Consider the following 23,882-nt stretch of genomic DNA (forward strand, 5'->3'; position numbering starts at 1 on the left):
ACCAGAATGGGTGATGAATGGGGGCACGCATCTACAAGGTTCAAATGCCCCCGTCCCCGACACACCGACAATGAACGGCAACGAGTTCGGTCGTCTCTTTCGAATGACGACCTACGGCGAGTCACACGGGGAGGCGATGGGGTGCACGGTGTCGGGCGTGCCAGCGGGCGTCGAGCTATCTGAAGAGGAAATTCAGCGGGACCTCGACCGGCGCAAGCCGGGTCAGTCGATGATTACGACCTCCCGTGGCGAGCCCGATAAGGTGAAGCTCAACTCGGGCGTTCAGGACGGCTACACCACCGGGACGCCCATCGGGATGGTCATCCAGAACAAGGACGCCCGCTCGGGGAAGTACGAGCCGTTCATCACGGCACCCCGGCCCTCTCACGGAGACTACACCTACTCCGCGAAGTTCGGGACGCGCAACTGGGGCGGCGGCGGCCGCTCGTCCGCCCGCGAGACGGTCAACTGGGTCGCCGCCGGCGGCGTCGCAAAGCAGGTGCTCGCCCAGTCAGAGTACGACGTGCAGATAAAGGCCCATGTCTGTCAGATTGGCGAGGTAGAGTCCGGCCCGGTCACCTTCGAGGAGATGCTCGAACACGCAGAGGAGAACGAGGTCCGGTGTGCCGACCCCGACGCCGCCGAGGAGATGCGAGAGCTCGCGGACAAATACCAGAAAGCGGGCGACTCCATCGGCGGCGCGATCTACTTCGAGTGTCGCGGCGTCCCCCGAGGACTGGGCGCGCCCCGCTTCGACAGTTTCCCCTCACGCCTCGCACAGGCCATGTACTCCATCCCCGCGGTCAACGACTTCGAGTACGGTATCGGCCGTGAGGCCCGAACCACGACCGGCAAAGAGTACAACGAGGACTGGGAGTTCGATTCGGAAAGCGAGCCAGTTCCGACCGGCAACGACCACGGCGGCATCCAGGGCGGCATCACGACCGGCCAACCCATCTACGGCGAAGTGTCGTGGCACCCGCCGGTCTCGATTCCGAAGACCCAGAAGACCGTCGACTGGGAGACCGGTGAGGAAAAGGAGATCACCGTCACCGGCCGGCACGACCCTGTCCTGCCGCCGCGTGCGGTCCCGGTCGTCGAGGCGATGCTCTACTGCACCGTCCTCGATTTCATGTTGCTCGGCGGTCGCATCAATCCCGACCGCCTCGACGGCCGCCCTGGCGAGTACGACACCGACTATCATCCGTCGAGCCCGCAAAACGACCCCGAGGACGCCGACACGCACGCCACGACCGTCGACGAGGAGTAACCATGGACGCGAATCAGGAGACGATCTCGAACCCCTTCGGTATGGACGAGACGTGCCAGAACTGCCCCGAACTCTGCGAGACGCGCGAGAACGTCGTCCACGGCTACGGCGACGTGGGCGCGGAGTTCGTCGTCCTCGGCGACTCGCCCAGCGAGGGCGCAGACGAGTCAGGAGTCCCCTTCACCGGCGAACGGGAGCGCGAACTGCTCGATATTCTCGCCGCCGTCGATATGATAGAAGACCCCGACGCCGCCGAACCCGAGATGAAGAACGTCTTTCTGACCTACGTCACCCGCTGTCGCCACCCCGAGCGCCCGGCGACAGAGGAAGAGGTGATGAACTGCGAACCGTACCTCAACGGCGAGATACGGATGATAAACCCCGAACTCCTTCTTCCTGTCGGCCAGCGACCGCTCGAAGAACTTGCCTTCGAGTACACCACCCTCAGCGAGGACGAACTCGACATCGAGGAGCGCCACGCCACCACTATCCGCGGCCGCGGCTTCGAGATTCTGCCGATGATTCCGCCGGCCGAACAGACCGACGAGGAGCGGACCGCGTTCCTCGAACACTTCAGCGATGTACTCGGGCAGGACTACCGCCAGACGAAGGGCCGCCGCGGTCGGTAGCAGGTCCCGAGTGGCCGACGCGACGAGAACGGAACCGACTAACCACAGACGGTCCCAGAAGGAGGTATGACCACGGTTGCTGTGTTTGCCGACCCTCCCGTCGAGGGGTTCGTCCTCCCGGAGATGACCGACGGACTGCTCGACGAATCCGAAGCGACAGCCCTCTACGCCGCGATGCTGGCCGACGTCTGTCGCGCCGTCGAGGCCAGCGGTGCCGAGTTGCTCGTCAACTACCGCCCGGACGACCAGGTACCCGATGGTGTCGATTCTGAATCGGCGATTCGGGACACGCTCGACGAGGAACTGAACGCGCCCGACGACGCCCGCTACGAGGTGCAGGTCGGCTCAACGTTCGCCGGCCGCGTCGGCAACACCGTCACCCATCTGCTGGAACGCGAGGAGGTGGCGACCGTCGCCGCCGTCGAACCGACGGCCGCGCTCTTGGCTCGCCAGCAGATCGACAGCGCCGCGATGAAATTCCGCTCCAGCGACGTCGTCCTCGGCCCCTCGACGGACGGCCGGGTGTACTACGCCGGCTTCGGCGAACCCGTGGACTTCGAGGGGGCCTATGCCACGCCCGCCGTCGAGACGCTGGTCGATCGCGCGGCCGACGCCGACTTCGGCGTGGACTTCCTCCCGATGAACCCGGTCGTCGAGACGCCGGCCGACCTCCGAACCGTCGTCCCCTTGCTCCGCGCCCGCCTCAAGACCGGCCGCGTCGTCCCGCCACGGACGACGACGAAACTCGTCGAGGAGTTCGGCCTGAACGTCCGGGACGGCGACGACGGCACCGACCTGTTCCGCGAGTAACCGACAGGCCTTAGAGGGACCGAACAGTATGCCTGCCTGCGGTGGGGTGGCAGAGCGGCCTATTGCGCCTGCCTTGAAAGCAGGTATCCTCACGGATTCCTGGGTTCAAATCCCAGCCCCACCGCTTCTCTGCGAACGACAGTGAGCAGTGAGCGGTACAACTGGATTTGAGCCCTGCCAGTCGCAGCTCGAACGAAGTGAGCGACCGTCTGGCTCCGGTTCAAATCCCAGCCCCACCGTATTTTGCCACGAACAATACGTGAGTGGCAAATGCGTCAGCTGGGATTTGAATCACGGAAACGCGAACGGAGTGAGCGTTTGCATCGGGTTCAAATCCCAGCCCCACCGCTTCTCTGCGAACGACAGTCTTTGCTATCGGACACGAACGGCCATCACAGTTTGATACCGGGGTTCTGATACCGTATTATCTATATAACTGTCAAGTGAGGCAGTTCGAGATTCGTCTGTATATGGACCGTATACTGCGTTTCGGTGTCGTCCCAATTGTGAATTCAAATTCCGATAACCAATCGCACAGCTTTAAGCCGTTGGTCCGGTTCAACCAACACGATGCAGCGACTGATTGGGTCCCCCGGAACACTCGGGATGCGTGCGGTCACGTTCGGTATCGTCCTCCTCCTCCTCGCAAGTGCGGTCGTCGGGTCCGCGGCGGCCGCGCCGCGACTGTTCGTGAGTGATGGGGCGCTCGAATCCGACACGGCGCTCGTCGGCGCGGACTTCGACGTGAACGTGACGGTGAAGAACATCGGTAGCGATGGCGGCGGGAAGAACGTCGCGATTACGCGAAACGGGACGAAGATAGCGGAACGGTGGGTCGTCGTCGGGGCGGACGAGACCGAGACGTTCACCGAGACGATGCAGTTCGAGGAGCCCGGTCGATACGTCATCGAGGCCGGCGACGAGAAAATCGGGACGGTGACGGTCGAACGGGCGACGACGAGGGTCGTCGCGGAGAAGGCGAATCGACGGACCGTCGAGGTTCGGGCCGCCGCAGTTCCGACGGCGGAGCCGTACACCTTCGCGTTCCCGGCGTCGAATCAGTCGGTGGTGGTCGATTCGTGGACCGTCGAAGCGACCCAACAGAAGTTCACACAGCGAGTGACCACCTACAGTGACCCGGCGGAGTCGGAGGCCCGCCTGCCAGGTAACGCCTCTAGCTCCGTCGTCGGTGTCGTCACGGTCGGCTCCACCGACGGGGTTGGGGCGACGACGATGCGTCTCGCAGTCAATCGGTCGCGTCTGCGCGCGGCGGGACTCGACGCGAGCGACGTGAGCATCTATCGGCAGAACGGGTCGACGTGGGAGCGAGTGGCGACGACGGTCGCCGAAAAGCGAGTCGACGCCGTGGTTTACGAGGCAAGCGTAACCGGCGCGGCGACGCTGGCGGTCGGGCGCATGGAGCCTTCCTTCAGCCTCGTCGATACCTCCTTCGAGTCGGTCGATTCTGACGCCGGCCAGCGAATCGTCCTGGAGGGCGTCGTGCGGAACGAGGGAAGTGTTGGCGGCGAGTACGACGCGGCGATGTTCGTCAACGGCGAGCGAATCAACGAGACGACCATTTCGATCCCAGCGGCGGCCGAGCGGTCGGTGCGGCTCTCACACGACGTAACGGAACCGGCGACCTACAAGATACGGTTGAACGACGCGGACGCGGGCAGTCTCGTCATCAGCGAGAGCCAGGTCGGAAGCGGCCCGAACGAGACGGCCGCAAGCGGTGACGGCGGTCAGGGACAAGACGGCGGAACGGCGGTCGCAGAACCCGATAGTAGCGCCGACAATATCCTCCCCGAGGAAGTTCCGGCGACGGTGATGGGGATCGACACGCTGTACCTCGGCGGTGGCGTCCTCGTCGCGCTCCTCGTTTTCCTCGTGGTCGCGCTGTTGCTCCGGGGTAGCGGCGGCGGCAACACCGGCGGGTTCAACGAATTGTAATCCCGCGGTAGCGGGAGGACGGAGGGTAATCCTTTTTGCGTCGGTGTGCCAGTCACCGGTATGGACTGGCCGCACGACCCGGACGGTGAGGAAGGGAGCGAAGGGAGGCGGAAGTACGGACACGCCGTCCTCGCGAAGAAGATCGACGAAGAAGAGGACTTTCCGCTTTCGGCCGACGAGTACGTCGAGCAGTACGGCAACCACCCGGTTCGTATCGACTACGAGACGGTGGTTAGCGTCGAGGAAATCTTCGACCACGTCGACCAGGCGGAGTTCGAGGATTTCCCGGACTTTCATAAGTCCCTCGGCAGAGCGCTGCGGGAAGCCAACCTGTGGCCTTACCGCCTCGACCACGCCTGATCCTCGCCGTCGACCGGCACGTCGTGTGTGCCCACGACACATACTTGTAGCGGGCTGTTGTACGGCCACATATGGCGGCACAACGTTCCGAATCCGGTCCGGACGAGTTGCCCGAGACAGTCGTCAGCGACTTGCTATCGGCCGATAGCTGTCGGGTCGCGTTGTCGATTTTGGACGAGCACGGCGAGCCGATGGTCGTCGAGGATTTAGCGACGGCCGTCGTCGCGGCCCGTGACGATGTCGCAGAATCGGGCGTGACCGACGACGACCGAGCGGCGGTGTGCGAGGAACTCTACGACGAACACATCCCAAAGCTGATGGCGACCGGCGTGCTGTCCTACGACTCGATGCTCGGAACGGTGACGCTGTTGCGTCGCGGACTCGTCGGCCGCGGACGGGCCTGAGACGGACGGTGGACGAGCGGATTCCGACAGACCAATACTGACCGGCGTCGAAGCGACGAGCGACAGTGACGAACACGCAGGTTACCCACATCCAGATCGACAACTACGGCCCGTGGACGGTGACGCCGGAACCCCGCCGTGAGGTCGACCTTCAGACGCTTCAGTCCCGACTGTACGCCGACCTCGCACAGCTCGTCGGCAACCGCGACGGCTACATCTTCTTCTCGCGGTTCGATAACATGATCGCGGTCACGAACGGCCTCGACGAAGCCGATCACGCGCTGATCCAGGAATCGGTCGGTAACCGCTATCCGGTCACGATGAGCCTCTCCGTGGCGACCGGCACGACCCCCGTCTCGGCGCTCGGGACGGCGACCGAACAGCTACAGGACGCCGGAAGCGCACAGGACGACGGCCGCCGCGAGGTGCTACGCGGCCAGACCATCGACGACGAGTTCCGGACCGAGACGGACGTGCAGTTGGCGCATTTCGACGTGGACGACGCGACCGAGAAGTACACCGACCAGTTGAACGAGTTCGATACGTTCATCCAAATAGAACAGGGGTACGCGGCGCTGATGAAGTACATGCGCGAGGCCCACGATTCGCTCTCGTTTTTCGTCGGCGGCGACAACGTCATCGCGGTCTGTCCGTCGTTGTCGGCCGACGCGTATCACGACGCGATCGACCACGTCAGCGAGTCGGTCGACGTCGAGTTGAAAGTCGGCGTCGGACAAGGTCGTACCGCCTCGGACGCCGGCATGGACGCGAAACACGCCCTGGAGACGTGCCGAGCCACCGGCGAGACGGTCACCTTCGAATAGCGAGCCCTTGTGCTTAGGTACCACGCCACATAAGCGTAGTGGAGGTATCTTTTAGACCAGTCGTGTGATACTGACACACATGAACGAGCCGGTCTCAGTGCGGGAGGTGATGAACCGCGAGTACGTGGGTGTGAGCGAGTCGGATGACCTCCTCGAAACGACAGAACTGCTGGTTCGAGAAGACGAAGCCGTCGCGCTGGTCCTGCGAGGCAACGACCCCATCGGCGTCCTGACGCGGGAGGACATCCTCTCGTATCTCGTCTCGGAGGGCGAAACCGAATCCGCGGTCGTCGGCGACGCGATGACCGAGTCAGTCCCCTCGATCTCGCCCGATGCGCGACTCCCCGAGGCCCGAGACAGGATGGCCGCGTGGTCCGCTCAGTGGGTCCTGATAACCGAGGACGGCGAGCCGAAGGGGACCGTAACCGAACACGACATCCTCTCGACCGCTCGGCTGGAAAGCGAAAGCACGACGAACGCCGAGACCGACGTGGAAGGCACACAGATGGCGACCACCGGACAGGCCGCGACCACCGACGGCGCGACCACCGCAGCGGAGGACTCCTTCGACGAACAGGGTATCTGTTCGGCCTGCGGAACGTTCACGCGAAGCCTCGCGTCGTTCAACGGGCAGTTGCTGTGTGCGGACTGCCGGGACGTCTGACCCATCGGCCGCAGCAACTGTTTTCCACCAGCGACCCCCAGTTTGTCCGTGGAGATAACGACCGCCACGACCGACGACATCGACACCGTTGTCGATCTCTGGGTCGAACTCGCCCGCGACCAGCGAGCGCACGGTTCGCACCTCCTCGCGGACGAAAACCGGACCACGGTGCGGGAAGCGACGCTCCAGCGCATCGTCGCCGAAGACCTGCTAGTCGCTCGCGTCGACGGGACGATCGTCGGGTTCGTCATGCTGACGATAGAGCGCGGCCGCTACGAACAGCGACGGGTCCGCGGACTCGTCGAGAACATCTACGTCAGTCCGGCGTATCGACGACGGGGTATCGGGAGCGCTCTCTTGGGAGCCGCCGAAGCGACGCTCACCGAGGCGGGCGCAGACATCGTCGCGTTGGAAGCCCTCGCCGAGAACGAAGCGGCGCGCCAGTTCTACACCGCACACGGCTACACCCCCCACCGCGTCGAACTCGAAAAGCCGACCGAAAGCGATACGCTCTAAACAGTCCCCCTGTAACGATTGCATGCGAGCGCCAGGGGAGCTTGGGTGGTCCAAGCACTCGACTTGTAATCGAGAGTTCGTGGGTTCAAATCCCACCCCTGGCTCTTCTCGCCGGGTCCGCCGAGGACGCCGTTGTTTCGATGGCGACCCTACCATTTAATATCCAGAGAATCTAACGAATATAGAATCATCGTGGACTCGTTTCTCACGACGGCGAGGCGCTTCGCACGTCGTTTACCTACCGTACTCACGATTTTCGGGTTGGTTCTCTGCAGTGGCATCGCCGCCGAGTTCGCGTACCGCCTCTACGGTTCCCCACCGATGACGAGTGTCTTTCTCGTCGGTGTCGCGACGAGTCTTCCCTTTACACTCGTCATCGTCAGCGCCGGATACGGTCTGCCGAAATTGACGGTCAGTGAGCGATACTACCCGCGAATCGGCGCGTGGGCGCTGGTCGGTGGCGTTTTCCTCGGGACGATACTGTCAGCCTTCGGGCCGCTCCTGTTCGACGATGTCCTGAGCCAGGTTGGCTTGCTCCGCTGGGGGCTCTCGGTGGGTGTCGGTAGCGGCTTCCTCGCCGGGTGCTTCAACGCTCGGGTCATCGAGGGGCGAGTAGCCGCCGAACGGGCGCAGGTCCGAGCGGAGGAGGCGGAGGATCGACAGGAGATACTCGAGTACCTGAACGCACTGCTCAGACACGAGGTGCTGAACGCCGCGACAGTCGTGTACGGACAAGCAAATCTCATCGAAGCCGGACTCGATTCGGAATCACCACATCACGTCCGACTCGGCAACATCGAACGGCAAGCGGACGACCTGGCCGCCGTCGTGAAAGATGTCCAGCTGTTGATACGCGCCAACGAGACACAGGACACGATAGAACCGATAGACCTCTGCACGGTCATCAGTACCGAAGTAGAGAAACTGGCCGTTCGCAGCGACGACCTAGTGACGGAACTCGACCTGCCCGAATCAGCTGTGGTAATGGCGGACAGCCTCGTCAATCGTCTCTTCTCGAATCTATTCAGGAACGCCGTCGAACACGCCGAGACGACTCCCGTTACACTGACCATCACAGCGACAGTAGACGAAGCGAACGTACGCGTCCGGATTCGAGACAACGGACCGGGCGTTCCCGAAAGCCTGCGAGATCACTTGTTCGACCCCACGATGGACCGGCACGACACCGAAATACGATTGGGGACCGTCATCGTCGGACGACTCGTCGACCGATACGACGGGGAGATAGAACTCTCCCGGACGGGGCCCAAGGGAACGACGATCGCTGTACGACTGCCGCTAGTGGAGGAGTCCGGTTCGAGTGATACGCAGACTGCCGTCGAACCGTCGGGTCGGTGACGCCACCTCGACCGCGATTCCCGTCTCCGCGACATCTCCGTGCGAACCCACAGAGAGACGGTGAGAGCGACTGCTTTCGTTTGCATGCAGAATGCCCCTATGTGAGGCAAATGTAGTGGAAATACCCGAATTTTGAGTCCCAATAGTGATTCGCCGGCAGATGGAGGAGAGAGTCGGCAGCGCACGAACACGTCGAGTATTCGAGAATTTTCGATTTCCCGTGACCGTCTCGGCTGGTGGATTTTCGTCGTTGGGCTCGGAATAGCGATGGCGTTTGTCGCCGCTCGCTTCACCGGAATACTCGTACTCGGTGTGTTCGGCTACTACGCGACGCGTCCGATCTGTCGACGGATGCGCAAGCTCGTCGATTCGAATCGCCTCGCTGCGGCGTTTACCGCCCTTGTCGTCCTCCTGCCGATATTTCTGTTGTTGTCCGTCCTCGTCGTTCGGGCGGTCCAACGGGTCCAACAGTTCCTGAACGGGTCGGATGCAGTCTCGCTCCTCGGACAGCTTCCGTCGCTCGACTCGCTCAGTTCCGCCCAGCGCCAGCAGTTGCGAACGTTGCTCAGCGACCCGACCGCGCTGCTCAGCGGGCAGGGCGGCGCGTTGCTCTCGAACGGAGATCTGATACTACAGGCTTTGCAGGCGACGTTCAACACGATCCTCATTCTCGGGCTCGCGCTGACGCTCGCGTACGTCCTCCTGGCGAAAGACACTGGTCTCGCCGACGCCTTCGTCGAACTTGTGGGCGGCCGCGAGACGACGACGTACGCCTACGCCGCGGCCGTCGACGAGGACCTCGAATCGGTGTTCTTCGGCAACCTCCTGTTCGCCAGCATCATGGCAGTCGTCGCGGTGGTCGTATACTGGACGACGAACCTGTTGGCACCCCAGGGCCTGCAGATCCCGCTGGTGCTCGTTCTGGGCTTCCTGACTGGCGTTGCGAGTCTGGTTCCGGTCGTCGTCGGTAAGATTGTCTACGTACCCGTGGTCGCGTACCTCGGCTTGCAGGCGCTTCGGTCCGGTAGCGGCGGGGTCACGTTCGTCCTCGCGGCACTCGTCGTGTACGTACTCGTACTGGACCTGCTTCCGCAGGCGGTCGTCCAACCGTACGTCTCCGGCCGCCAGTTCGATATGACCCTGCTGCTGTTCGCATATATTCTCGGCCCGATGGCGCTCGGATGGCCCGGCTTCTTCCTCTTCCCCATCCTGTTCATCCTCGTGTTGGAAGCGGTCCGCATCGTGCTACCTGAACTCCTCCACGGGGAACAGCCTCGACCGACCGCGAGACTCGACACCGAGTCCGGCACCGACCCGGTCGAAGAACGCGACGACGTTCCGACGGCGGCGGGCGACAACGCGGGAGAGGTCTCCACCAGCGACGACGGAACCGACTCGACGGACCCGCAGATAGGCGGCGACAGTTCCTCGTCCGACTCCGACTGAGCCGCCGGCTCACACGGGACGGCCGTCCGGGCGATACCACACGCCGTCGTACCAGAGACAAAAGACCGGCCCATCGCTGCCGAGATGGACGCCCCTGTCGCCGTCGAACTGGCCGGTGACGGTCGAGAGATCCTGCGGGACGACGACGCCGTGGTCTCTCGTCCGCTTGCCGTCGCCGCCGCCGAACCGTTCGCCGTCGGCGAGCGTGTGACTCGCGCGCGCCCACTCGGTATCCTCGGCGGCCTCGGCGTTGTAGACGAAGCCGTTGGTGTGACCGCGCGCGTAGCAGTTTCTGAGACTGGTCCCCCGTCCCTGATTGTAGATCCCCCACGAAACGTCGCCACCGCCCTGGAAGTAACAATCGGAGAACGAGACGCCGCGGGAGTGTTCGCCGACGAGGATGCCGATCGTCATACTGTCGTCGTCGGCCGCCTGCCCGTTCTTCTCGACGTAGGCGTTCTCGACTTCGAGTGCCTGCACGCGGTCGAATCGGAGTCCGTTGCGCCCGTTCTGCTCGAAGCTCCCGCCCTCGACGTGACCCGCGTAGTTCTGTCGCCAGTTGACGCCGTCCCGTCCGTTGAAGTACGCGTTCGAGGAGGCCAGCGTGACGCCGTGAATGCCCTCGCCGACGTACCACCCGTCGCGGCCGTTCTCCTCCGCGACGCAGCCGTAGAACCGGTGGGTGTTCGGCGCGAATTCGTTTGGCGGGTTCTCGCCGGCGTCGTACTCCCGTGCGCCGGCGACGTGAAACCCATCTTCGGCGGCGTCTTTCACCGTGACGTCGCGGAACATGGTGTAGCGACCGCCACGCTTCTCGACGCCGTGTTTCCCTCCGCGAATCGTGACATCGTTGAAATTGGGTCCTGGCGGCCGGTTGACCGGCGCGTCCACGTCCACGACCAGCGTCGGGACGCTATCGTCTGCGTTCTCGATGACCGTGTGGTTCCCGCCGCGCAGCGTCGCGGTCTTGGCCCACCGAATGGGAAACTCCTCGCGTTCCGGGTCGTAGCTCGGCAGTACGAGGACGATGCCGCCGTCGCGCCAGTGGTCGCCCAGTGCATCGTGGGCCGCCTGAATCGTCTCGTCGGTGCCCGCTTCGCCCGCCGCACGGACCAGCGTCGGGCCGCTCTCGTCGACGAAGCGGCGCAGTGCGTTCGTGATATTAGACATGCCGTTGGTTCTACCCGGTCTCGACGCTTGCGATGCATGGGTCCGTCGCTCTGTTCTCAGTCGTCTTCGGGCCACCACCGGAGCGTCAGCGCGACTGACCCGTCGAGACCGAAGACGCTATTCTGGCGGTCGACGGTCGCTGTCTGCGGGGCGACCACCGTCGCCGTCTCGTCACCGATAGTGACCGAGACGGATTCCCCACCCTCGGTCAACCTATCGGCCAGTCCGTCGAGGTCCGACAGCAACACCGTCCGTTCGACGCTGGCACTTTGGTCCCGGCCTCGTTCCTCGACGCCACCGACCACGGGTTCGAGGTTCACGTCCCGCGAGCGGTTCGAGAGGACAGCGTTGACAACCGCACCCAGGAGGATAATGAGACCGATGATATAGAGCCACGTCAACAAGACGAGGATGCTAGCGACGATGTTCCCGCCCGCGCCGCCGGACTTGAACGTCGTGAACAACGCCTGTGCGACCGTGAGGCCGACGGCGGCGAAGAGCGTCCCCGGAACGATTTCGGCGACCGTCACGTCCGTGTCGGGGAAGATGTAGTACATCGGGTAGAAGACGACGAACAGGCCGATAGCCGTGACGCTACCACCAAGTACCGCCCCAAGGATGCCCCCGCTCTCAACCGAAACCGAGTTGCCAACGACGCTGACGCCGACGATGGCCAGCGTGACGGTGGCGAGCAACAGCAATCCGTCGAGCAACTGGTCGCCGAACGTGTTCTGCTGTTCGGTCTCGTAGATATCGGAAAAAGCGGTGTCAAGCCCCCGAAAGATGCGAAGAGCCCCCCAGACGAGGAAGGCGAGGCCGAGAATCGAGACGGAGGCGTCGGCGTCGGTCAATCCCTGCTGGATGACCTGACTCGCCTCTTCGGTCAACACGGCCTGCATGATGGCGACGATGGACTCGCGCAACGCGACGTTCTGGGTCCGCTGGACGAGCGTCAGCACCAGCAAGAGCAGCGGCAAGATGGAAATAAAGGCGTGATAGGCGATCGAGCCGGCCATGAACGTTATCTTCTCCGCTCTGGCCTCGTGGACGATGGCCCGCAGCACCTCCTCGGTGCGGGCACGATTGACGCGCATGACAGCGGGTTCGACAGGCCGGCGCAAATACCCACCGTCCGCACCGTCGCTACGCTGACGTGGGCTTATGACCCTTCGGCCCGTATGAGGGACCATGAGCGAACTCCCCGCGAACGACGAGGAGTGGCGCGAAATGCTGACAGATGAAGAGTACGAGATCCTCCGTGAAGCCGGGACCGAACCGCGCTTCAGCAGCGACCTGCTGGACGTCAAAGACGAGGGCGTCTTCGTCTGTGCCGGCTGCGGGGCGGAGCTGTTCGACAGCGACGAGAAGTTCGACTCCGAGACCGGGTGGCCGAGCTTCTGGGACGTCTACGAGGACGGTAACATCGAGACGCGCCTCGACGAGAGTCACGGGATGCGACGGACGGAAGTCGTCTGTGGCAGCTGCGGCGGCCACCTCGGCCACGTCTTCGACGACGGGCCGGAACCGACCGGCAAGCGCTACTGCATCAACGGCGCAGCGCTGGACTTCGAAGCCGACGAGTAGGCCGTTCTCCGCGTTTTCCAGTCAGTTTCGAACCGACGCCGCTCAGGTGTAGCTCTGCTCGGCGAACTCCAGAATCCGGTCGGACTCGGCCATCGTGACGCCGTACTCCTCGTCGACGAGGACCGGGACACCGCGCTGACCGGAGACGCGCTTGACCTCGTCGCGGTCGGAGTGGAGGGCGTCGACCCAGATCGTCTCGTACTCCACGTCGAGTTCGTCCAGTCGGTCGGCGACCTTCTCACAGTACGGGCACCCATCCAGTTGGTAGAGCGTTCGGCTCACGCCAGGGGATACGGACGCGCGTCTCAAGGTGGTTGTGGTCGAAAGGGGAAATCGCGAACGTCACAAACGAACCGCGAGCGTGGCTTACTCGTAGAGCCAGGTCTCGTCGATGCGCTCCCACTCGACGAGTTCGTCTTCGTCGAAGAACAACGAGATCTCGCGCTCGTTCGCGCCCTCGTCCTCGTGGTCGGAGCCGTGGATGACGTTCCGACCGAGGTCGAGTCCGTAGTCACCGCGGATGGTGCCGGGAGCGGACTCGGCGGGGTCCGTCTCGCCCATCATGTTGCGGACCTGCCGCGTCGCGTCCTGACCTTCCCAGACCATGGCGAAGACCGGGTCCGAGGTGATGAAGTCCACGAGGCCGTCGAAGAACGGTTTGTCCTCGTGCTCACCGTAGTGCTCTTCGGCGAGGTCCTGGTCGATCTGCATGAACTTCCCGCCGACCATTTTCAGCCCGCGCTCTTCGAAGCGGGAGACGATGTCGCCGATGAGTCCGCGCTGGACGCCGTCAGGCTTGACCATGACGAAGGTGCGCTCGGTGTCGGCCATCAGGCTTCAGCCTCCTCTGCTTCTTCGTCCTCTTCGGACTCGTCCTCGCTCTCCTCGGTCGCTTCTTCAGATTCGTCCGCTTCTGCCTCGTCCTCGGCGGCTTCGAGGTCGGGAGCGACGTCGTCCGCTTCGTCCTCGACGACCTCGTCTTCGGCGGTGTCGTCTGCGTGTTCGACCTCGCCGCCGGCACCGCGCCCGGCCTCGGTCCAGCCCAGGTTGCGGGCCTCGCGGCCGAGGTCGGCGTTGTTCTCGCACTTCGAGGAACAGAAGTGGACGGTCGTCCCGTCGTTGTGGACGAACATCGTCCCCGTACCGGGTTCGATGTCCGCGCCACAGTAGTCACATTCTCGCGTTCGGGGCATCGTTACTGACCTCCGATAGAGTCGGCTTCGCGGGCCGTCTCGCGGAGTTGCAGCACGTCGCCCTCGCGGACGGGACCCAGCACGTTTCGCGTGATGATACGGCCCTGGTTCTCGCCCTCGCGGATGCGGCACTTGACCTGCATGGCCTCGCCGTGCATCCCCGTCTTGCCGACGATCTCGATGACCTCGGCGGGCGTGGCGCCGCTTCCTTCGGATTCCTCAGCGCTCATCCGTAATCACCTCAGCGGAGCTCCTCGACCTTGTCGGCGATGTCCTCGACGTCGCCTTCGGCCTCGCCCGAATCGACGATGGCGGCGGCGGCCGAGCCGACTTCGAGACCCGCGGCGTGGCCCAGGTCGTCCTGTTGCTCGACGAAGATGAAGGAGACGCCCTTCTCGTCGGCCAGCTCGGGGATGTGCATGACGATTTCCTCGGGCTGGACGTCCTCGGCGACGTAGACGAGCTCGGCGGAGCCGCGCTCGACGGCCTTGGTCGTCTCGTTGGTTCCTTTCTTCACGCTGCCTGTGTCTCGTGCGACTTCCAGCGCCTCGAGGGCGTCGTCCTCGAGGTCGGCCGGAACGTCGAAATCTACGTATACTGGCATTGGTATGTTCACCTCCTGCGCGCGGGCTCAGGCTCCCCCGCCGTTCGCGGGAGACCCCGCGGCACGCCGCGATGGTGTGCGTAGTCCTGAGAAGGCTGGGAGCATCATCAACCCGGCGCAGGCTGTACCCCATTCTGTGCCACCGGCCCTAAAAGCGCTTTCGAAGCCGAAATCCCGTGCCAGCCCGCCACACAGCGGTCGTGAGTTCGCCTGCGAGCGAAGACGCTGTCACGGCTGTTGGAGCCGGGGGCGAGCCAGAAAGCCGGTCCGAGACCGTCACGACCATCAACGAGTGACTCCCACTATCGCGTAGTATGGACCACGCACGGTCGCTGCGCGCAGAGGCCCGCCGATCGAACGAGCGGCGGATGCTCGTGTTGGCCGGCGATGCCACTCGGACCCGTGACCGTGCTGCAGCGGCGCTCGATGCCGCCGAGATTCCCCGCGAGGAAACGACGCTGCTCGGCCCCGAAGACTTCCTCGACTGCGAACGCCACGAGCAGTCCCGAGCGAGCGAGCTACTCGGACGGACTCGGAGTGCCGTCGTGTTGGACTGTCAGGACGAACTTCGACCGAACGCGCTCGGAACCGCCGTCGGCGCAGTCGACGGTGGCGGCCTGCTCGTTCTGTTGACGCCGCCACTGGAGAGCTGGGCCGAGAATCGGGATGCCTTCGACGGAAGCCTCGCCGTCCCGCCGTTCGGCGTCGAAGACGTGACTGGTCACTTCCGCCGACGGCTGGTCGAGACGCTACGCGCGCATCGTGGTATCGCCATCATGTCGGTAGACGAAAGCGGCGACACCATCGAAAACTCCGGACTGATCGGCCCGCCACCACGTCGTCCTACCGCGCCGCCGGTCCCGCCGGAAGACGCCGCGTTTCGGCCCGAGGCCTACGACGCCTGTCTCACCGACGACCAAGTCACGGCCGTCCACGCCTTCGAGACGCTCCGCGAGGCCGGCAACGCCGTCGTCGTGGAGGCAGACCGTGGCCGCGGGAAATCGAGCGCCGCCGGCCTCGCCGGCGCGAACCTCGCGCTCGACGGGCGAGACGTCCTCGTGACCGCTCCGCAGTATCGGAGCGCGGCCGAGGTGTTCGTCCGCGCGGCGGCGCTGTTCGAGGCTTGCGGCGTCACCTTCGAAGGCGATAGATCGGAAGACCCTCACGAGTTGCGCGTCGTGGGTAGCGGCGGCGGAGTCGGCAGAGTTGGCAGCAATGAGGACGACGAGGGTGGGGGCGATAGCGGCCGTATCAGGTTTGCAAAGCCCGCCGCCGCCGTCGAGTTACCGGAAGACCCCGACGTAGTCATCGTCGACGAGGCTGCCGCCCTCCCAGTCCGCCGACTGGAGTCACTGCTCTCCGCCCCGGCCGTCGCATTCACGACGACCGTTCACGGCTACGAAGGGGCTGGACGCGGCTTCTCCGTTCGGTTCCGGGACCGGCTGGCCGAGAGCGACCACGAGGTGACGGACGTGACGATGACGACGCCGATCCGCTACGCCGACGCCGACCCAGTCGAAGTGTGGGCGTTCCGGGCGCTGTTGCTCGACGCGCGGCCGCCAGTCGAGCCGTTAGTCGCCGACGCGACACCCGAAACGGTCGAATACCGTCGGCTGACGAGCGCCGACGTGCTGGCCAACGAACACCTGCTCAGGGAGGTATTCGGGTTGCTCGTGTTGGCCCACTACCGTACCGAACCCGCGGACCTCGCGCGGTTGCTCGACGCCCCGAACCTCTCGGTCCGAGCGCTGACCCAAGACAGTCACGTCGTCGCCGTCGCGCTACTCGCGCGGGAAGGCAATCTGGATGCAGAGACGCGGGCGACCATGTACGAGGGCGGGCGCGTTCGCGGGAACATGATTCCCGACGTACTGACGACGCAGTTGCGCGACGAGGACGCGGGTGTGCCGGTCGGCCAACGCGTCCTCCGTATCGCCACACACGCCGCGGTCCGGTCGCGCGGCCTCGGCTCGCATCTCCTCGACGAGGTCCGCGCCGAGTTCGGTGACGAGACGGACTGGCTCGGCGTCGGCTACGGCGCGACGCCGGAACTCGTCCGGTTCTGGCGACGGAACGGGTTCAGTACGTTGCACCTCTCCACGTCGCGCAACGACACGAGTGGCGAGTACTCCGCGGTGATGCTCGACCCCTGTTCGGAGGGGGGTCGCGCGCTCGCTGACCGTCACACGGGGTGGTTCCTCGCTCGGGTCGTGGCCGTCCTCTCGGACGCACTTTCCGACGGCGACCCGGACGTGGTGCGAGCGACGCTGCGGGCCGTCGACGGCGCGTCCTCGCTCGACCTCTCTCCGTGGGAGTGGCGACTCGTCGCGGGCGTCCCCGGTGGCGCGGCCATCCTGGACACCGACCCCGCGCCTTTCCGAGCACTCACAATCCGGCACCTCGTCGCGCCCGACGACCCCGACGCCCTCACCGACCGCGAGGAGCGACTGCTCGTCCGAAAGGTCCTGCAGGCGCGGTCGTGGGATAGCGTGACCGCCGAACTCGGTTTCGTCTCCCGGCGGCAGTGTATGCGGGCGCTCGGCGGAAGCGTCGAAAGATTGACCCGTCTTTACGGCGAGGAGTGGGTACAGGAGGAACTGGACCGCCACACATGATCACCGGAACCGAGACGGTGCTGGTCGTCCTCGCGTTCGCCCTGCTCGTCGGCGGCGTCGTCGGCAGCCTCATCCCGCAGGTGCCCGGCGCGTTGCTGTCGCTCGCGGGCGTCTACGTCTACTGGTACGCTGTTGGCCTCCCGCTCGTGGTGCTCGTCGGCCTGACGCTGGTCGGCGTGTTGACGTGGGTCGTCGACTTCTTCGGCGGAGCGGTCGCGGCCCGCGTCGGCGGCGCGTCGACCACGACGGCAGTCGTCGCGGGTATCGTCGGCCTGCTGCTCTTTTTCGTCACTGGACCGGTGGGCCTCATCCTCGGCGTCGCCGCGACGGTGTTCGCCGTGGAGTTCTGGCGTCAACAGGACGCCAAGCAAGGCATGAGGGCGGCGCTCGTGACGACGGCCGGGATGCTCGCGTCGAGTGTCGTCCAAGCGCTGCTCACCGGGTCGATCCTCGTGACGATGCTCGTGGTCGCGCTATGACAGTCTGCGAAGAGGCGGACTGCGAAAGCGAGGCCGCGGTGAAACTCCACATCCCGTGGGACGCCAACCGACTCGTCTGTACGGCACACGCGCGAGTCTGGGTACAAAAAGACGGCGTCGTTCCGGAACCACTGGACGGCCACGAAGACGAGTGGCCCTGACTACAGCGACCGCGCTAGCATCACCTCGTCTGCGTACTCGTCGCCGAACTTGTAGTGGTCCTCGCGTACTGCTTCAGTCTCCCAGCCGTGGGTTTCGAGGAAGTCGATAGCGTCCTGATTCGTCGACGGCACCGAATTGTACAACTTCTCGTAGCCGTGGTCGGTCGCCCACTCGGTCCCGCGTTCGAGGAGTCGCGCGCCGATACCGTGGCCGCGGTACTGAGCCAGTACGCCCACGGTCAGTTCCGCGGTGTGTGAGAGCTTCTTCGTCTCCGGGTGTTTGAGATGGACCCAGCCGATGACGTCGTTGTCGATGCAGGCGACGAAGAAGATGCGCGACTCCAGTTCGTTGTGCCGGAGCAGGACGCCCTCGGTGTCGATGACGTCGGCGACCGTCTCAGCGTCGATGTACTCGCCACTCCCGATGGCGGCCCTGATCGCGCCGACGAGACCCGTCAGGTCCTCCTGTCGAGCCTGACGGATGGTGAACTCCACGTCGTCGGACTGGAACTCCTCCTCGCCGCTGTCCTCGTAGGCGATACGCAGTTCCTCGTCGAACTCCGTGAGGACGCCGTCGCGTTTCATGATGGCAACGTGGTGGCCGAAGGGGTGTGGCTCCATCCGGAGCGCCTTGCGCGCCTCTTCGGGGTCTACCGACCCGTGAGATTCGACGTACTCGTAGATGTCCTTCCGGTCTGTGTGATCGAACTGCAGTGGCTCGGTAAGCTCCATGTAACGTGTTATCATCCCCCAGTATATAACTGTTTGTCACGATTATTCACAACGCTCGTGGGAAGAAACGAGCAGCTACTACTCGGGGACGCCGGTCAGCGTCGTAGCGACGGCGGCAGCGTCGTGCGTGTCCACGAGCAGTTCCGCAGCCGTGCGAACGGAGTAACTACCGTCGAGGGAAACGCCGTAGCAAGCGGCGTAGCAGTCGAGCCAGCGGTTCAGCGCTGTTTCGAGGCGACCGAACGTCTCGTCGTCGAAGCGGACCCACGTCCCGCCAGTCCGCGCCTCGCAGTACAGCGCCACCGTCGGCCCCACGCCCTCGCGAACCAGGTCCATCGCTCGCGCGTCGTCAGGCGGGTCCGGGTCGAGCGATTCGGCAGTCTCCTCGGCCTCACGTGCGAGCGCGCGAATCCGCTCGTCGTACCGAGGGTGCTGGCTCACGACTTACCCCTGTTTGAACTCGACTCCCTTGCCGCCGGCAGGGTGTTCCCACTCGGTCTCGGCGACGATAGCGCAGGTCCCACACTCGACGCAGGGCTGGGTGTCGAGGCTCACGAGGTGTTCCTCGTGGCCGTTGGTCTGGACCATCTCGTCGCGGTAACAGCCGCCGCCGAAGTCCTTCGCGCTGACCGGACAGGCGGTGACCGCCGTCCCCGACGCCTCGAAGGACTTATCGAGGAGTTTGATGTGCGGTTCGCCCACGTCGTAGGTCAGGTCGCCGATGCGCTCGTCCAGTTCCGGCGGTTCGACCTTGTTCACGTCCGTCACCGGGTCGCCCAACTCCTCGGCGATAACCGTCGGGAGCGTGACGTAGGGCAGTTTCGTGTCGGGAATCATCGAGACGAGCGTCGGCGAGTTGTAGGCCTTCTCTAAGAGGCCGCCCGCCGCGCGAATACCGAAGCGGCCGACGGCGGACTCGGCGACGCTGTTCGTGAGGTCGTCGACCGCGCCGACTTCACCCGCCCGTCCGAACACGTCGTAGCCGGTCGGGCGGAGCTTGTCCATCACGCCTTCGTCGTGGAGTTTCTTCTCGTAGAACTTTCCGGCCCGGTGGGGGTCGCCCCGCGAACGAGCGTCGGCGAACGCCTCGGCGGCCAACGCACCGGCCGTCACGGCGTGGTTCATCCCCTTGATGATGGGACCTTGGGCCTGCATCTGTCCGGCGGCGTCGCCGACGAGGACGAGGCGGTCCTCGTGCGGCGAGGGGTGTGCGACCTTCTTCGAGTCCGGGACGAGTTTCGCGCTGTACTCCAGTTCGTGGTAGTCGTCGCCGAGCCACTGGGCCAGCAGCGGATGCGTGAGCAGGCTGTCGAGCAGTTCCTGCGGTTCGGCCCGCTCCTCGGCCAGCGAGTCGAGGTGGAACACCGTCCCGATGGAGAGCGACGCCTCGTTGGTGTAGAGGAAGCCGCCGCCGCGGACGCCATCGAACAGGTCGCCCGAGAACAGGTGTGCCTCCCCTTCGTCGTCGTCGATGTCGAACCGCTCGTCGATGGTATCGGGGTCCATCTCGGCGACAGCTTTCACTCCCTGGAACCACTCGTCGGGGTCCTCCCAGTCCATCAGGCCTGCGTCGCGGGCGAGTTCGGAGTTGACGCCGTCGGCGGCGACAACGATGTCGGCCTCGATGGGGTCCAGTTCCTCGCTCGTCACGCCGACGATCTCGCCCTTCTCGCGGAGCAGACCGGTGACGTGGACGTCGGTCAACAGGCCGCCGCCCGTCTCCCGCGTGCGTTCGTGGACACGTTGGGCCAGCCACGAGTCCATCGGCCGCCGGAGGACCGAGTCGGCCCACGCGGTGTCGTGGTGGTGTAACCCCCCGAGGTCGAACGTCTTCACCCGGTCGCCGGCGATGTTGTGGATGAAATTCTCCGTCACCGGGCGCTCGGTGGCTTCCTCGCGGAACTCGGGGAACAACCCGTCTATCGTGTACGGCGCAGACTCCTCGGCGTAGATGAGTCCGCCCGAGACGTTCTTCGACCCGGCGTCGACCCCGCGTTCGAGGACGAGCGTCTCGACGCCGTTTCGCGCTAATGTCACCGCCGCCGCGGCCCCGCCGGGACCGCACCCGACGACGACCGCCTCGTAGTGTTCGTGTTCAGTCATCGCTTGCCTCCTGCATGACCGCACCGAGTTCACCCGCTTCGACCGCCTCCGTCAACCGCGGCAACACCTCGAAGAGGTCGCCTTCTATCATGTAGTTCGAGAAGTCCCGGATGTCGGCGTCCGGGTTCGTGTTGATCGCGATGATGGTGTCGGACTCGTCACAGCCGACCTTGTGCTGAATCGCGCCGGAGATACCCGCCGCGATGTAGACGTCGGGTTCGACGACCTGCCCGGATTCGCCGATTTGGCGCTCCTCTGTGATGTACTGCTCGACGTGGCTGTCGAATGCGTACGAGGAAGTGATGACCCCGCGCGAGAGGCCGAGGTCGGCGTCGTCGAAGGCGTCGACGAGGTCCAGCGCGAGTTCGATTCCCTTCGTGGGGTCGTCGCCGATGCCCCGTCCGACGGCGACGACGACATCGTTGCCCGTCAGGTCGACACCGCCGGTGAGGCGGTCGAACTCCGTGACCTCGACTTGGAACCAGTCGTCGTCTAACTCCATCTCGTAGTCGATTACCTCCGCCTCGCGCTCGTAGTCCGGCTCCGGAATCTCGAAGCTCCCCGGAATTACGGAGGCTCCCTGCGGGTGGAAGTCCCGGTTCGGTTTGTCGATACACAGAATCGTCGAGTACTCGAAGCCCGAGAAGTCCGGCCGCTTCATGTGAAGCACGCGCTCGAACTCCTTCTTGTCGCCCGCCTTCCCGACTTTCGCCGGGTTCGATATCATCGCGTTCTCGATGTACAGTCCCGAGCAGTCCGAAGCCAGTCCGGAGTCGAGTGCCCCCTGGACGAGTGCCGAGAGGTCACGACCGTTGTTCGTCGCCGGGAAGACGGTGTAACGCGGTTCGTGGTAGTCCTTCCAGTCGACGTCCTCGTGGCCCTCGCTGGCGAGTTCACCGCCCGCCCGAGACATGTCCGTGACGATCTCCGTGTAGGGCGTGTGTCGGAACCGCTCTAAGCGGTCGTCCTCGTGGTAGATCACGAGGTCCGCGCCGTAGGCGGTCACGTCCTCGACGTGGTCGCTCGCCTCGTCACCGATGAGGACTGCGACGACACGTTCCTCCTCGTCGTAATCCTCGTTGTACTGGTCCATCAGCTCTCGGGCCTTCCCGAGCATCTCCTTCGAGACGTCGACCAGTTCCCCGGCCTGGGTCTCGCAGTAGACCCACATGTCGCGGTACTCCGCGCCGACGGTCCCCTCGATCCACTGCTTGTCGTTGGTCGGATGGTCGAGTTCGGGGTACTTCTCCTCTGGCGGGACGTACTCGACTTCCACGTCCTCGTCTTCCTCGCTGCCTTCGATGGACTCGATGCGGTTCTCGATCTGCGTGATGGCCGACGAGCGGTCCTTTCCCTCGCGTTCGCGTTCGAGGATGTCTGCTAAGACAGCCGCGTCGTCGATGTCCCGGACCATGTTGGCGATGTCCGCGACGGTCATCTCCGAGAGGTCGACGCTCTCGGGGTCGAGTTCTCCGTCGTCTTCCGCTTCGAGTTTCTCGATGCGGTCCTCGATGAGCGTCTTCACCGGCACGCGGTCCTCGCCCGATTCTTCGAGTTCCAGCATCTCGCGCAGTTCGTCGGCGTCGTCGACGTCCTTGATCTTCGGTCCCAGCTCGGCGATCTCGTGTTCTGTGGGGTCTATCTCGGGCATAGTCAGTCACCTGTCGCGTACGGCGCGATTTCGTCCAGTACCGGTTCCAGATCGGCCGGATCGTCGCCGTCGACATCCGTCGCCTCCCGTTCGGAGGGCGCTTTCGGGATGGGGTCGACGCCAGCCACGATGGTCGGCGACCCGTCCAGCCCGATATAGTCCGGGTCGAGGTTGAGGTCCTCGTGGTCCCAGACTGTGAGAACGTCCTCGTAGTCTTCGGCCCGTTCCTGTGTCTGTTCGCGGCGGTCCTTGTGTTCGAGGCGGTGGGTCGCCTTCCGGTAGGTCGGTTCGAACTCCGGGTCCGCGACGACGAAACACGGGAGCGGCGCTTCGACCGTCTCGATCTCGGTGACGTCGCCGTCGACCAACCGCTTGGCCCGCAACAGCTCCTCGTCTTCGTCGATGTCCAGCGAGATGACGTGCGTGACGATGGGCCAGCCGAGACAGTAGGCCGTCTGTGGCCCGGTGTGGCCCGTCTCCCCGTCAGCCGTCTTGAACCCCGCGAACACGAGGTCGGGCTGTGTCTCTAACTTCTCGATGCCTGACGCGACGGTCATCGCCGTGGCCCAAGTGTCGGCCGCGCCCATCTCCCGGTCAGAGAGAAGATAGAGGTCGTCGGCGTAGACGTCGGCCATCCCCTCCTGTAACACCTCCTGATAGCCCGGCGGTCCCATGCTCATCAGCGTGACGTGCCCGCCGTTGCGCACGCTGGTTTGGAACGCCGCACGGAGCGCGTGTTTGTCGTTCGGGTTCATCACCGTCGGTGTCTTGCCGCGCTCTAGGTGCCCGTCCTCGTCGAAGGAGACTTTCCCCTCACGAAAGTCCGGGACGCCCTTCGTCAGAACTACTGTGTGCATATATCTCACGACCCTCGTGAACGTACCTCAAAGCGGGTCGAATATAAATGTATGTTCGTGATAATATCGGTCGGCGACGGGTAGCGAGTAACTAACCGCTACCATCGACTCACACGAACGGAGAACACAGTCCGTGAAACTGTCGGCGAACGCTCAGATACGGCCTGCGCGCCCGGGGTCGACATCGATGGCGTCCACCGGACAGACGTCGACACACAGCATACAGTCGATACACTGGTCTTCGTGGGCCGGGTCGGCCTTTATCTCGCTCTCGGGATGGTCGGGCGTGTCCACCCACTCGAAGACGTCGACGGGACAGTCCTCTAAGCACGCGCCGTCGGCGATGCAGATGTCAAAGTCGACGGCGACGTGTGTGCCGTGGATGCCCAGCGTCTCCGGTTCCTCTACGGGCCCCCACACGTCGTGGCCGTCGTGTTGCTCGACGACTTCGCGGTTGTCTTCGAACTCGGGGTCTATGGTCATTGGTATCTAACACCA

General features: G+C 64.4%; 28 protein-coding genes and 2 tRNA genes. 17 read left to right on the forward strand and 13 right to left on the reverse strand.

What is annotated here, in order from left to right; all coding sequences use genetic code 11:
• Positions 1 to 70: 70 nt before the first annotated feature.
• The 13 genes from aroC (at position 71) to E4S61_RS06845 (ending at position 10,235) form a co-directional block, all read left to right on the forward strand.
• On the forward strand, positions 71 to 1,270 hold the full coding sequence (gene aroC, locus E4S61_RS06785) for a chorismate synthase (RefSeq protein WP_135303124.1): 1,200 nt from the start codon (positions 71 to 73) through the stop codon (positions 1,268 to 1,270).
• 2 nt (positions 1,271 to 1,272) lie between these two features.
• Positions 1,273 to 1,899, forward strand: a complete 627-nt coding sequence (locus E4S61_RS06790) for a uracil-DNA glycosylase (protein ID WP_135303125.1) — start codon at positions 1,273 to 1,275, stop codon at positions 1,897 to 1,899.
• A 66-nt stretch (positions 1,900 to 1,965) separates the two neighbouring features.
• Positions 1,966 to 2,709: a glycosyltransferase family protein gene (locus E4S61_RS06795; protein ID WP_135303126.1), complete on the forward strand. Its 744-nt coding sequence runs from the start codon at positions 1,966 to 1,968 to the stop codon at positions 2,707 to 2,709.
• Positions 2,710 to 2,749: 40 nt separating this feature from the next.
• Positions 2,750 to 2,833 (forward strand) — tRNA-Ser (locus E4S61_RS06800).
• A 446-nt stretch (positions 2,834 to 3,279) separates the two neighbouring features.
• Complete coding sequence (locus tag E4S61_RS06805; RefSeq protein WP_135303127.1) at positions 3,280 to 4,662, forward strand: PGF-pre-PGF domain-containing protein; 1,383 nt, start codon at positions 3,280 to 3,282, stop codon at positions 4,660 to 4,662.
• A 60-nt stretch (positions 4,663 to 4,722) separates the two neighbouring features.
• On the forward strand, positions 4,723 to 5,022 hold the full coding sequence (locus E4S61_RS06810; RefSeq protein WP_135303128.1) for a DUF5785 family protein: 300 nt from the start codon (positions 4,723 to 4,725) through the stop codon (positions 5,020 to 5,022).
• A gap of 71 nt (positions 5,023 to 5,093) precedes the next feature.
• A complete protein-coding gene (locus tag E4S61_RS06815; RefSeq protein WP_135303129.1) occupies positions 5,094 to 5,426 on the forward strand; it encodes a DUF7344 domain-containing protein in 333 nt (110 codons plus the stop codon).
• Between the two features lie 65 nt (positions 5,427 to 5,491).
• A complete protein-coding gene (locus tag E4S61_RS06820) occupies positions 5,492 to 6,250 on the forward strand; it encodes a GTP cyclohydrolase III (protein ID WP_135303130.1) in 759 nt (252 codons plus the stop codon).
• A 79-nt stretch (positions 6,251 to 6,329) separates the two neighbouring features.
• Positions 6,330 to 6,914, forward strand: a complete 585-nt coding sequence (locus E4S61_RS06825; protein ID WP_135303131.1) for a CBS domain-containing protein — start codon at positions 6,330 to 6,332, stop codon at positions 6,912 to 6,914.
• Between the two features lie 48 nt (positions 6,915 to 6,962).
• On the forward strand, positions 6,963 to 7,430 hold the full coding sequence (locus E4S61_RS06830; RefSeq protein ID WP_135303132.1) for a GNAT family N-acetyltransferase: 468 nt from the start codon (positions 6,963 to 6,965) through the stop codon (positions 7,428 to 7,430).
• Between the two features lie 30 nt (positions 7,431 to 7,460).
• Positions 7,461 to 7,534, forward strand: a tRNA-Thr gene (locus tag E4S61_RS06835).
• Positions 7,535 to 7,691: 157 nt separating this feature from the next.
• On the forward strand, positions 7,692 to 8,789 hold the full coding sequence (locus E4S61_RS06840; protein ID WP_135303133.1) for a sensor histidine kinase: 1,098 nt from the start codon (positions 7,692 to 7,694) through the stop codon (positions 8,787 to 8,789).
• Between the two features lie 240 nt (positions 8,790 to 9,029).
• Positions 9,030 to 10,235: an AI-2E family transporter gene (locus E4S61_RS06845; protein ID WP_280663800.1), complete on the forward strand. Its 1,206-nt coding sequence runs from the start codon at positions 9,030 to 9,032 to the stop codon at positions 10,233 to 10,235.
• A gap of 9 nt (positions 10,236 to 10,244) precedes the next feature.
• On the opposite strand, the gene E4S61_RS06850 is transcribed toward E4S61_RS06845, so the two are convergent.
• Both E4S61_RS06850 and E4S61_RS06855 read right to left on the reverse strand, forming a co-directional pair.
• Entirely contained in the window at positions 10,245 to 11,405 is a 1,161-nt protein-coding gene (locus tag E4S61_RS06850; RefSeq protein ID WP_135303135.1) for a right-handed parallel beta-helix repeat-containing protein, read from the reverse strand.
• A 56-nt stretch (positions 11,406 to 11,461) separates the two neighbouring features.
• Positions 11,462 to 12,499: a YihY/virulence factor BrkB family protein gene (locus tag E4S61_RS06855; RefSeq protein ID WP_135303136.1), complete on the reverse strand. Its 1,038-nt coding sequence runs from the start codon at positions 12,497 to 12,499 to the stop codon at positions 11,462 to 11,464.
• 94 nt (positions 12,500 to 12,593) lie between these two features.
• Here E4S61_RS06855 and msrB point away from each other — a divergent pair, with 94 nt between their 5' ends.
• Positions 12,594 to 12,989, forward strand: coding sequence for a peptide-methionine (R)-S-oxide reductase MsrB (msrB, locus tag E4S61_RS06860; protein WP_135303137.1), 396 nt, complete (start codon positions 12,594 to 12,596; stop codon positions 12,987 to 12,989).
• Between the two features lie 42 nt (positions 12,990 to 13,031).
• Here msrB and E4S61_RS06865 read toward each other — a convergent pair whose 3' ends face one another.
• The 5 genes from E4S61_RS06865 to rpl7ae form a co-directional block, all read right to left on the reverse strand.
• Positions 13,032 to 13,271, reverse strand: a complete 240-nt coding sequence (locus E4S61_RS06865) for a glutaredoxin family protein (protein ID WP_135303138.1) — start codon at positions 13,269 to 13,271, stop codon at positions 13,032 to 13,034.
• 84 nt (positions 13,272 to 13,355) lie between these two features.
• Complete coding sequence (ndk, locus tag E4S61_RS06870) at positions 13,356 to 13,820, reverse strand: nucleoside-diphosphate kinase (protein WP_135303139.1); 465 nt, start codon at positions 13,818 to 13,820, stop codon at positions 13,356 to 13,358.
• Positions 13,820 to 14,182 (reverse strand): 50S ribosomal protein L24e, encoded by a 363-nt coding sequence (locus E4S61_RS06875; protein WP_135303140.1) that lies wholly within the window; start codon positions 14,180 to 14,182, stop codon positions 13,820 to 13,822. The genes ndk and E4S61_RS06875 overlap by 1 nt, the downstream gene beginning before the upstream one ends.
• Before the next feature lie 2 nt (positions 14,183 to 14,184).
• Positions 14,185 to 14,412, reverse strand: coding sequence for a 30S ribosomal protein S28e (locus E4S61_RS06880; protein ID WP_135303141.1), 228 nt, complete (start codon positions 14,410 to 14,412; stop codon positions 14,185 to 14,187).
• Positions 14,413 to 14,423: 11 nt separating this feature from the next.
• Positions 14,424 to 14,786 carry a 50S ribosomal protein L7Ae gene (gene rpl7ae / locus E4S61_RS06885; protein WP_135303142.1) on the reverse strand — a complete coding sequence of 121 codons (363 nt, stop codon included), beginning with the start codon at positions 14,784 to 14,786 and terminating at the stop codon, positions 14,424 to 14,426.
• Positions 14,787 to 15,100: 314 nt separating this feature from the next.
• On the opposite strand from rpl7ae, the gene tmcA reads away from it, so the two are divergent.
• Genes tmcA through E4S61_RS25310 form a run of 3 tightly spaced genes read left to right on the forward strand, consistent with a single transcriptional unit; the run spans position 15,101 to position 18,041 of the window.
• On the forward strand, positions 15,101 to 17,401 hold the full coding sequence (gene tmcA, locus E4S61_RS06890; protein WP_135303143.1) for a tRNA(Met) cytidine acetyltransferase TmcA: 2,301 nt from the start codon (positions 15,101 to 15,103) through the stop codon (positions 17,399 to 17,401).
• Positions 17,398 to 17,880 carry a DUF456 domain-containing protein gene (locus E4S61_RS06895; RefSeq protein ID WP_135303144.1) on the forward strand — a complete coding sequence of 161 codons (483 nt, stop codon included), beginning with the start codon at positions 17,398 to 17,400 and terminating at the stop codon, positions 17,878 to 17,880. Before tmcA ends, E4S61_RS06895 begins: the two co-directional genes overlap by 4 nt.
• Positions 17,877 to 18,041 carry a hypothetical protein gene (locus E4S61_RS25310; protein WP_167768436.1) on the forward strand — a complete coding sequence of 55 codons (165 nt, stop codon included), beginning with the start codon at positions 17,877 to 17,879 and terminating at the stop codon, positions 18,039 to 18,041. The genes E4S61_RS06895 and E4S61_RS25310 overlap by 4 nt, the downstream gene beginning before the upstream one ends.
• Here the strand turns inward: E4S61_RS25310 and E4S61_RS06900 are convergent, their stop codons facing one another.
• The 6 genes from E4S61_RS06900 to E4S61_RS06925 form a co-directional block, all read right to left on the reverse strand.
• Positions 18,042 to 18,773: a GNAT family N-acetyltransferase gene (locus tag E4S61_RS06900; RefSeq protein WP_135303145.1), complete on the reverse strand. Its 732-nt coding sequence runs from the start codon at positions 18,771 to 18,773 to the stop codon at positions 18,042 to 18,044. It lies immediately after the preceding gene.
• Positions 18,774 to 18,851: 78 nt separating this feature from the next.
• Positions 18,852 to 19,214, reverse strand: coding sequence for a hypothetical protein (locus E4S61_RS06905; RefSeq protein WP_135303146.1), 363 nt, complete (start codon positions 19,212 to 19,214; stop codon positions 18,852 to 18,854).
• Between the two features lie 3 nt (positions 19,215 to 19,217).
• Positions 19,218 to 20,876 carry an FAD-dependent monooxygenase gene (locus E4S61_RS06910; protein ID WP_135303147.1) on the reverse strand — a complete coding sequence of 553 codons (1,659 nt, stop codon included), beginning with the start codon at positions 20,874 to 20,876 and terminating at the stop codon, positions 19,218 to 19,220.
• Positions 20,869 to 22,527, reverse strand: a complete 1,659-nt coding sequence (locus E4S61_RS06915; RefSeq protein WP_135303148.1) for an electron transfer flavoprotein subunit alpha/FixB family protein — start codon at positions 22,525 to 22,527, stop codon at positions 20,869 to 20,871. Before E4S61_RS06915 ends, E4S61_RS06910 begins: the two co-directional genes overlap by 8 nt.
• A gap of 2 nt (positions 22,528 to 22,529) precedes the next feature.
• A complete protein-coding gene (locus tag E4S61_RS06920; protein WP_135303149.1) occupies positions 22,530 to 23,384 on the reverse strand; it encodes an electron transfer flavoprotein subunit beta/FixA family protein in 855 nt (284 codons plus the stop codon).
• A gap of 153 nt (positions 23,385 to 23,537) precedes the next feature.
• Positions 23,538 to 23,867, reverse strand: a complete 330-nt coding sequence (locus E4S61_RS06925; RefSeq protein ID WP_135303150.1) for a 4Fe-4S dicluster domain-containing protein — start codon at positions 23,865 to 23,867, stop codon at positions 23,538 to 23,540.
• Positions 23,868 to 23,882: the final 15 nt, after the last annotated feature.

Source organism: Haloarcula amylovorans (assembly GCF_004681185.1).
Lineage (GTDB): Archaea > Halobacteriota > Halobacteria > Halobacteriales > Haloarculaceae > Haloarcula > Haloarcula amylovorans.

Bases quoted from the DNA above. Each gene is read 5' to 3' on its own strand.
- aroC (WP_135303124.1), top strand. From the start codon at position 71: ATGAACGGCAACGAGTTCGGTCGTCTCTTTCGAATGACGACCTACGGC.
- E4S61_RS06790 (WP_135303125.1), top strand. From the start codon at position 1,273: ATGGACGCGAATCAGGAGACGATCTCGAACCCCTTCGGTATGGACGAG.
- E4S61_RS06795 (WP_135303126.1), top strand. From the start codon at position 1,966: ATGACCACGGTTGCTGTGTTTGCCGACCCTCCCGTCGAGGGGTTCGTC.
- E4S61_RS06805 (WP_135303127.1), top strand. From the start codon at position 3,280: ATGCAGCGACTGATTGGGTCCCCCGGAACACTCGGGATGCGTGCGGTC.
- E4S61_RS06810 (WP_135303128.1), top strand. From the start codon at position 4,723: ATGGACTGGCCGCACGACCCGGACGGTGAGGAAGGGAGCGAAGGGAGG.
- E4S61_RS06815 (WP_135303129.1), top strand. From the start codon at position 5,094: ATGGCGGCACAACGTTCCGAATCCGGTCCGGACGAGTTGCCCGAGACA.
- E4S61_RS06825 (WP_135303131.1), top strand. From the start codon at position 6,330: ATGAACGAGCCGGTCTCAGTGCGGGAGGTGATGAACCGCGAGTACGTG.
- E4S61_RS06850 (WP_135303135.1), bottom strand. From the start codon at position 11,405: ATGTCTAATATCACGAACGCACTGCGCCGCTTCGTCGACGAGAGCGGC.
- E4S61_RS06855 (WP_135303136.1), bottom strand. From the start codon at position 12,499: ATGCGCGTCAATCGTGCCCGCACCGAGGAGGTGCTGCGGGCCATCGTC.
- msrB (WP_135303137.1), top strand. From the start codon at position 12,594: ATGAGCGAACTCCCCGCGAACGACGAGGAGTGGCGCGAAATGCTGACA.
- ndk (WP_135303139.1), bottom strand. From the start codon at position 13,820: ATGGCCGACACCGAGCGCACCTTCGTCATGGTCAAGCCTGACGGCGTC.
- E4S61_RS06875 (WP_135303140.1), bottom strand. From the start codon at position 14,182: ATGCCCCGAACGCGAGAATGTGACTACTGTGGCGCGGACATCGAACCC.
- E4S61_RS06880 (WP_135303141.1), bottom strand. From the start codon at position 14,412: ATGAGCGCTGAGGAATCCGAAGGAAGCGGCGCCACGCCCGCCGAGGTC.
- rpl7ae (WP_135303142.1), bottom strand. From the start codon at position 14,786: ATGCCAGTATACGTAGATTTCGACGTTCCGGCCGACCTCGAGGACGAC.
- tmcA (WP_135303143.1), top strand. From the start codon at position 15,101: ATGGACCACGCACGGTCGCTGCGCGCAGAGGCCCGCCGATCGAACGAG.
- E4S61_RS06895 (WP_135303144.1), top strand. From the start codon at position 17,398: ATGATCACCGGAACCGAGACGGTGCTGGTCGTCCTCGCGTTCGCCCTG.
- E4S61_RS25310 (WP_167768436.1), top strand. From the start codon at position 17,877: ATGACAGTCTGCGAAGAGGCGGACTGCGAAAGCGAGGCCGCGGTGAAA.
- E4S61_RS06900 (WP_135303145.1), bottom strand. From the start codon at position 18,773: ATGGAGCTTACCGAGCCACTGCAGTTCGATCACACAGACCGGAAGGAC.
- E4S61_RS06910 (WP_135303147.1), bottom strand. From the start codon at position 20,876: ATGACTGAACACGAACACTACGAGGCGGTCGTCGTCGGGTGCGGTCCC.
- E4S61_RS06915 (WP_135303148.1), bottom strand. From the start codon at position 22,527: ATGCCCGAGATAGACCCCACAGAACACGAGATCGCCGAGCTGGGACCG.
- E4S61_RS06920 (WP_135303149.1), bottom strand. From the start codon at position 23,384: ATGCACACAGTAGTTCTGACGAAGGGCGTCCCGGACTTTCGTGAGGGG.
- E4S61_RS06925 (WP_135303150.1), bottom strand. From the start codon at position 23,867: ATGACCATAGACCCCGAGTTCGAAGACAACCGCGAAGTCGTCGAGCAA.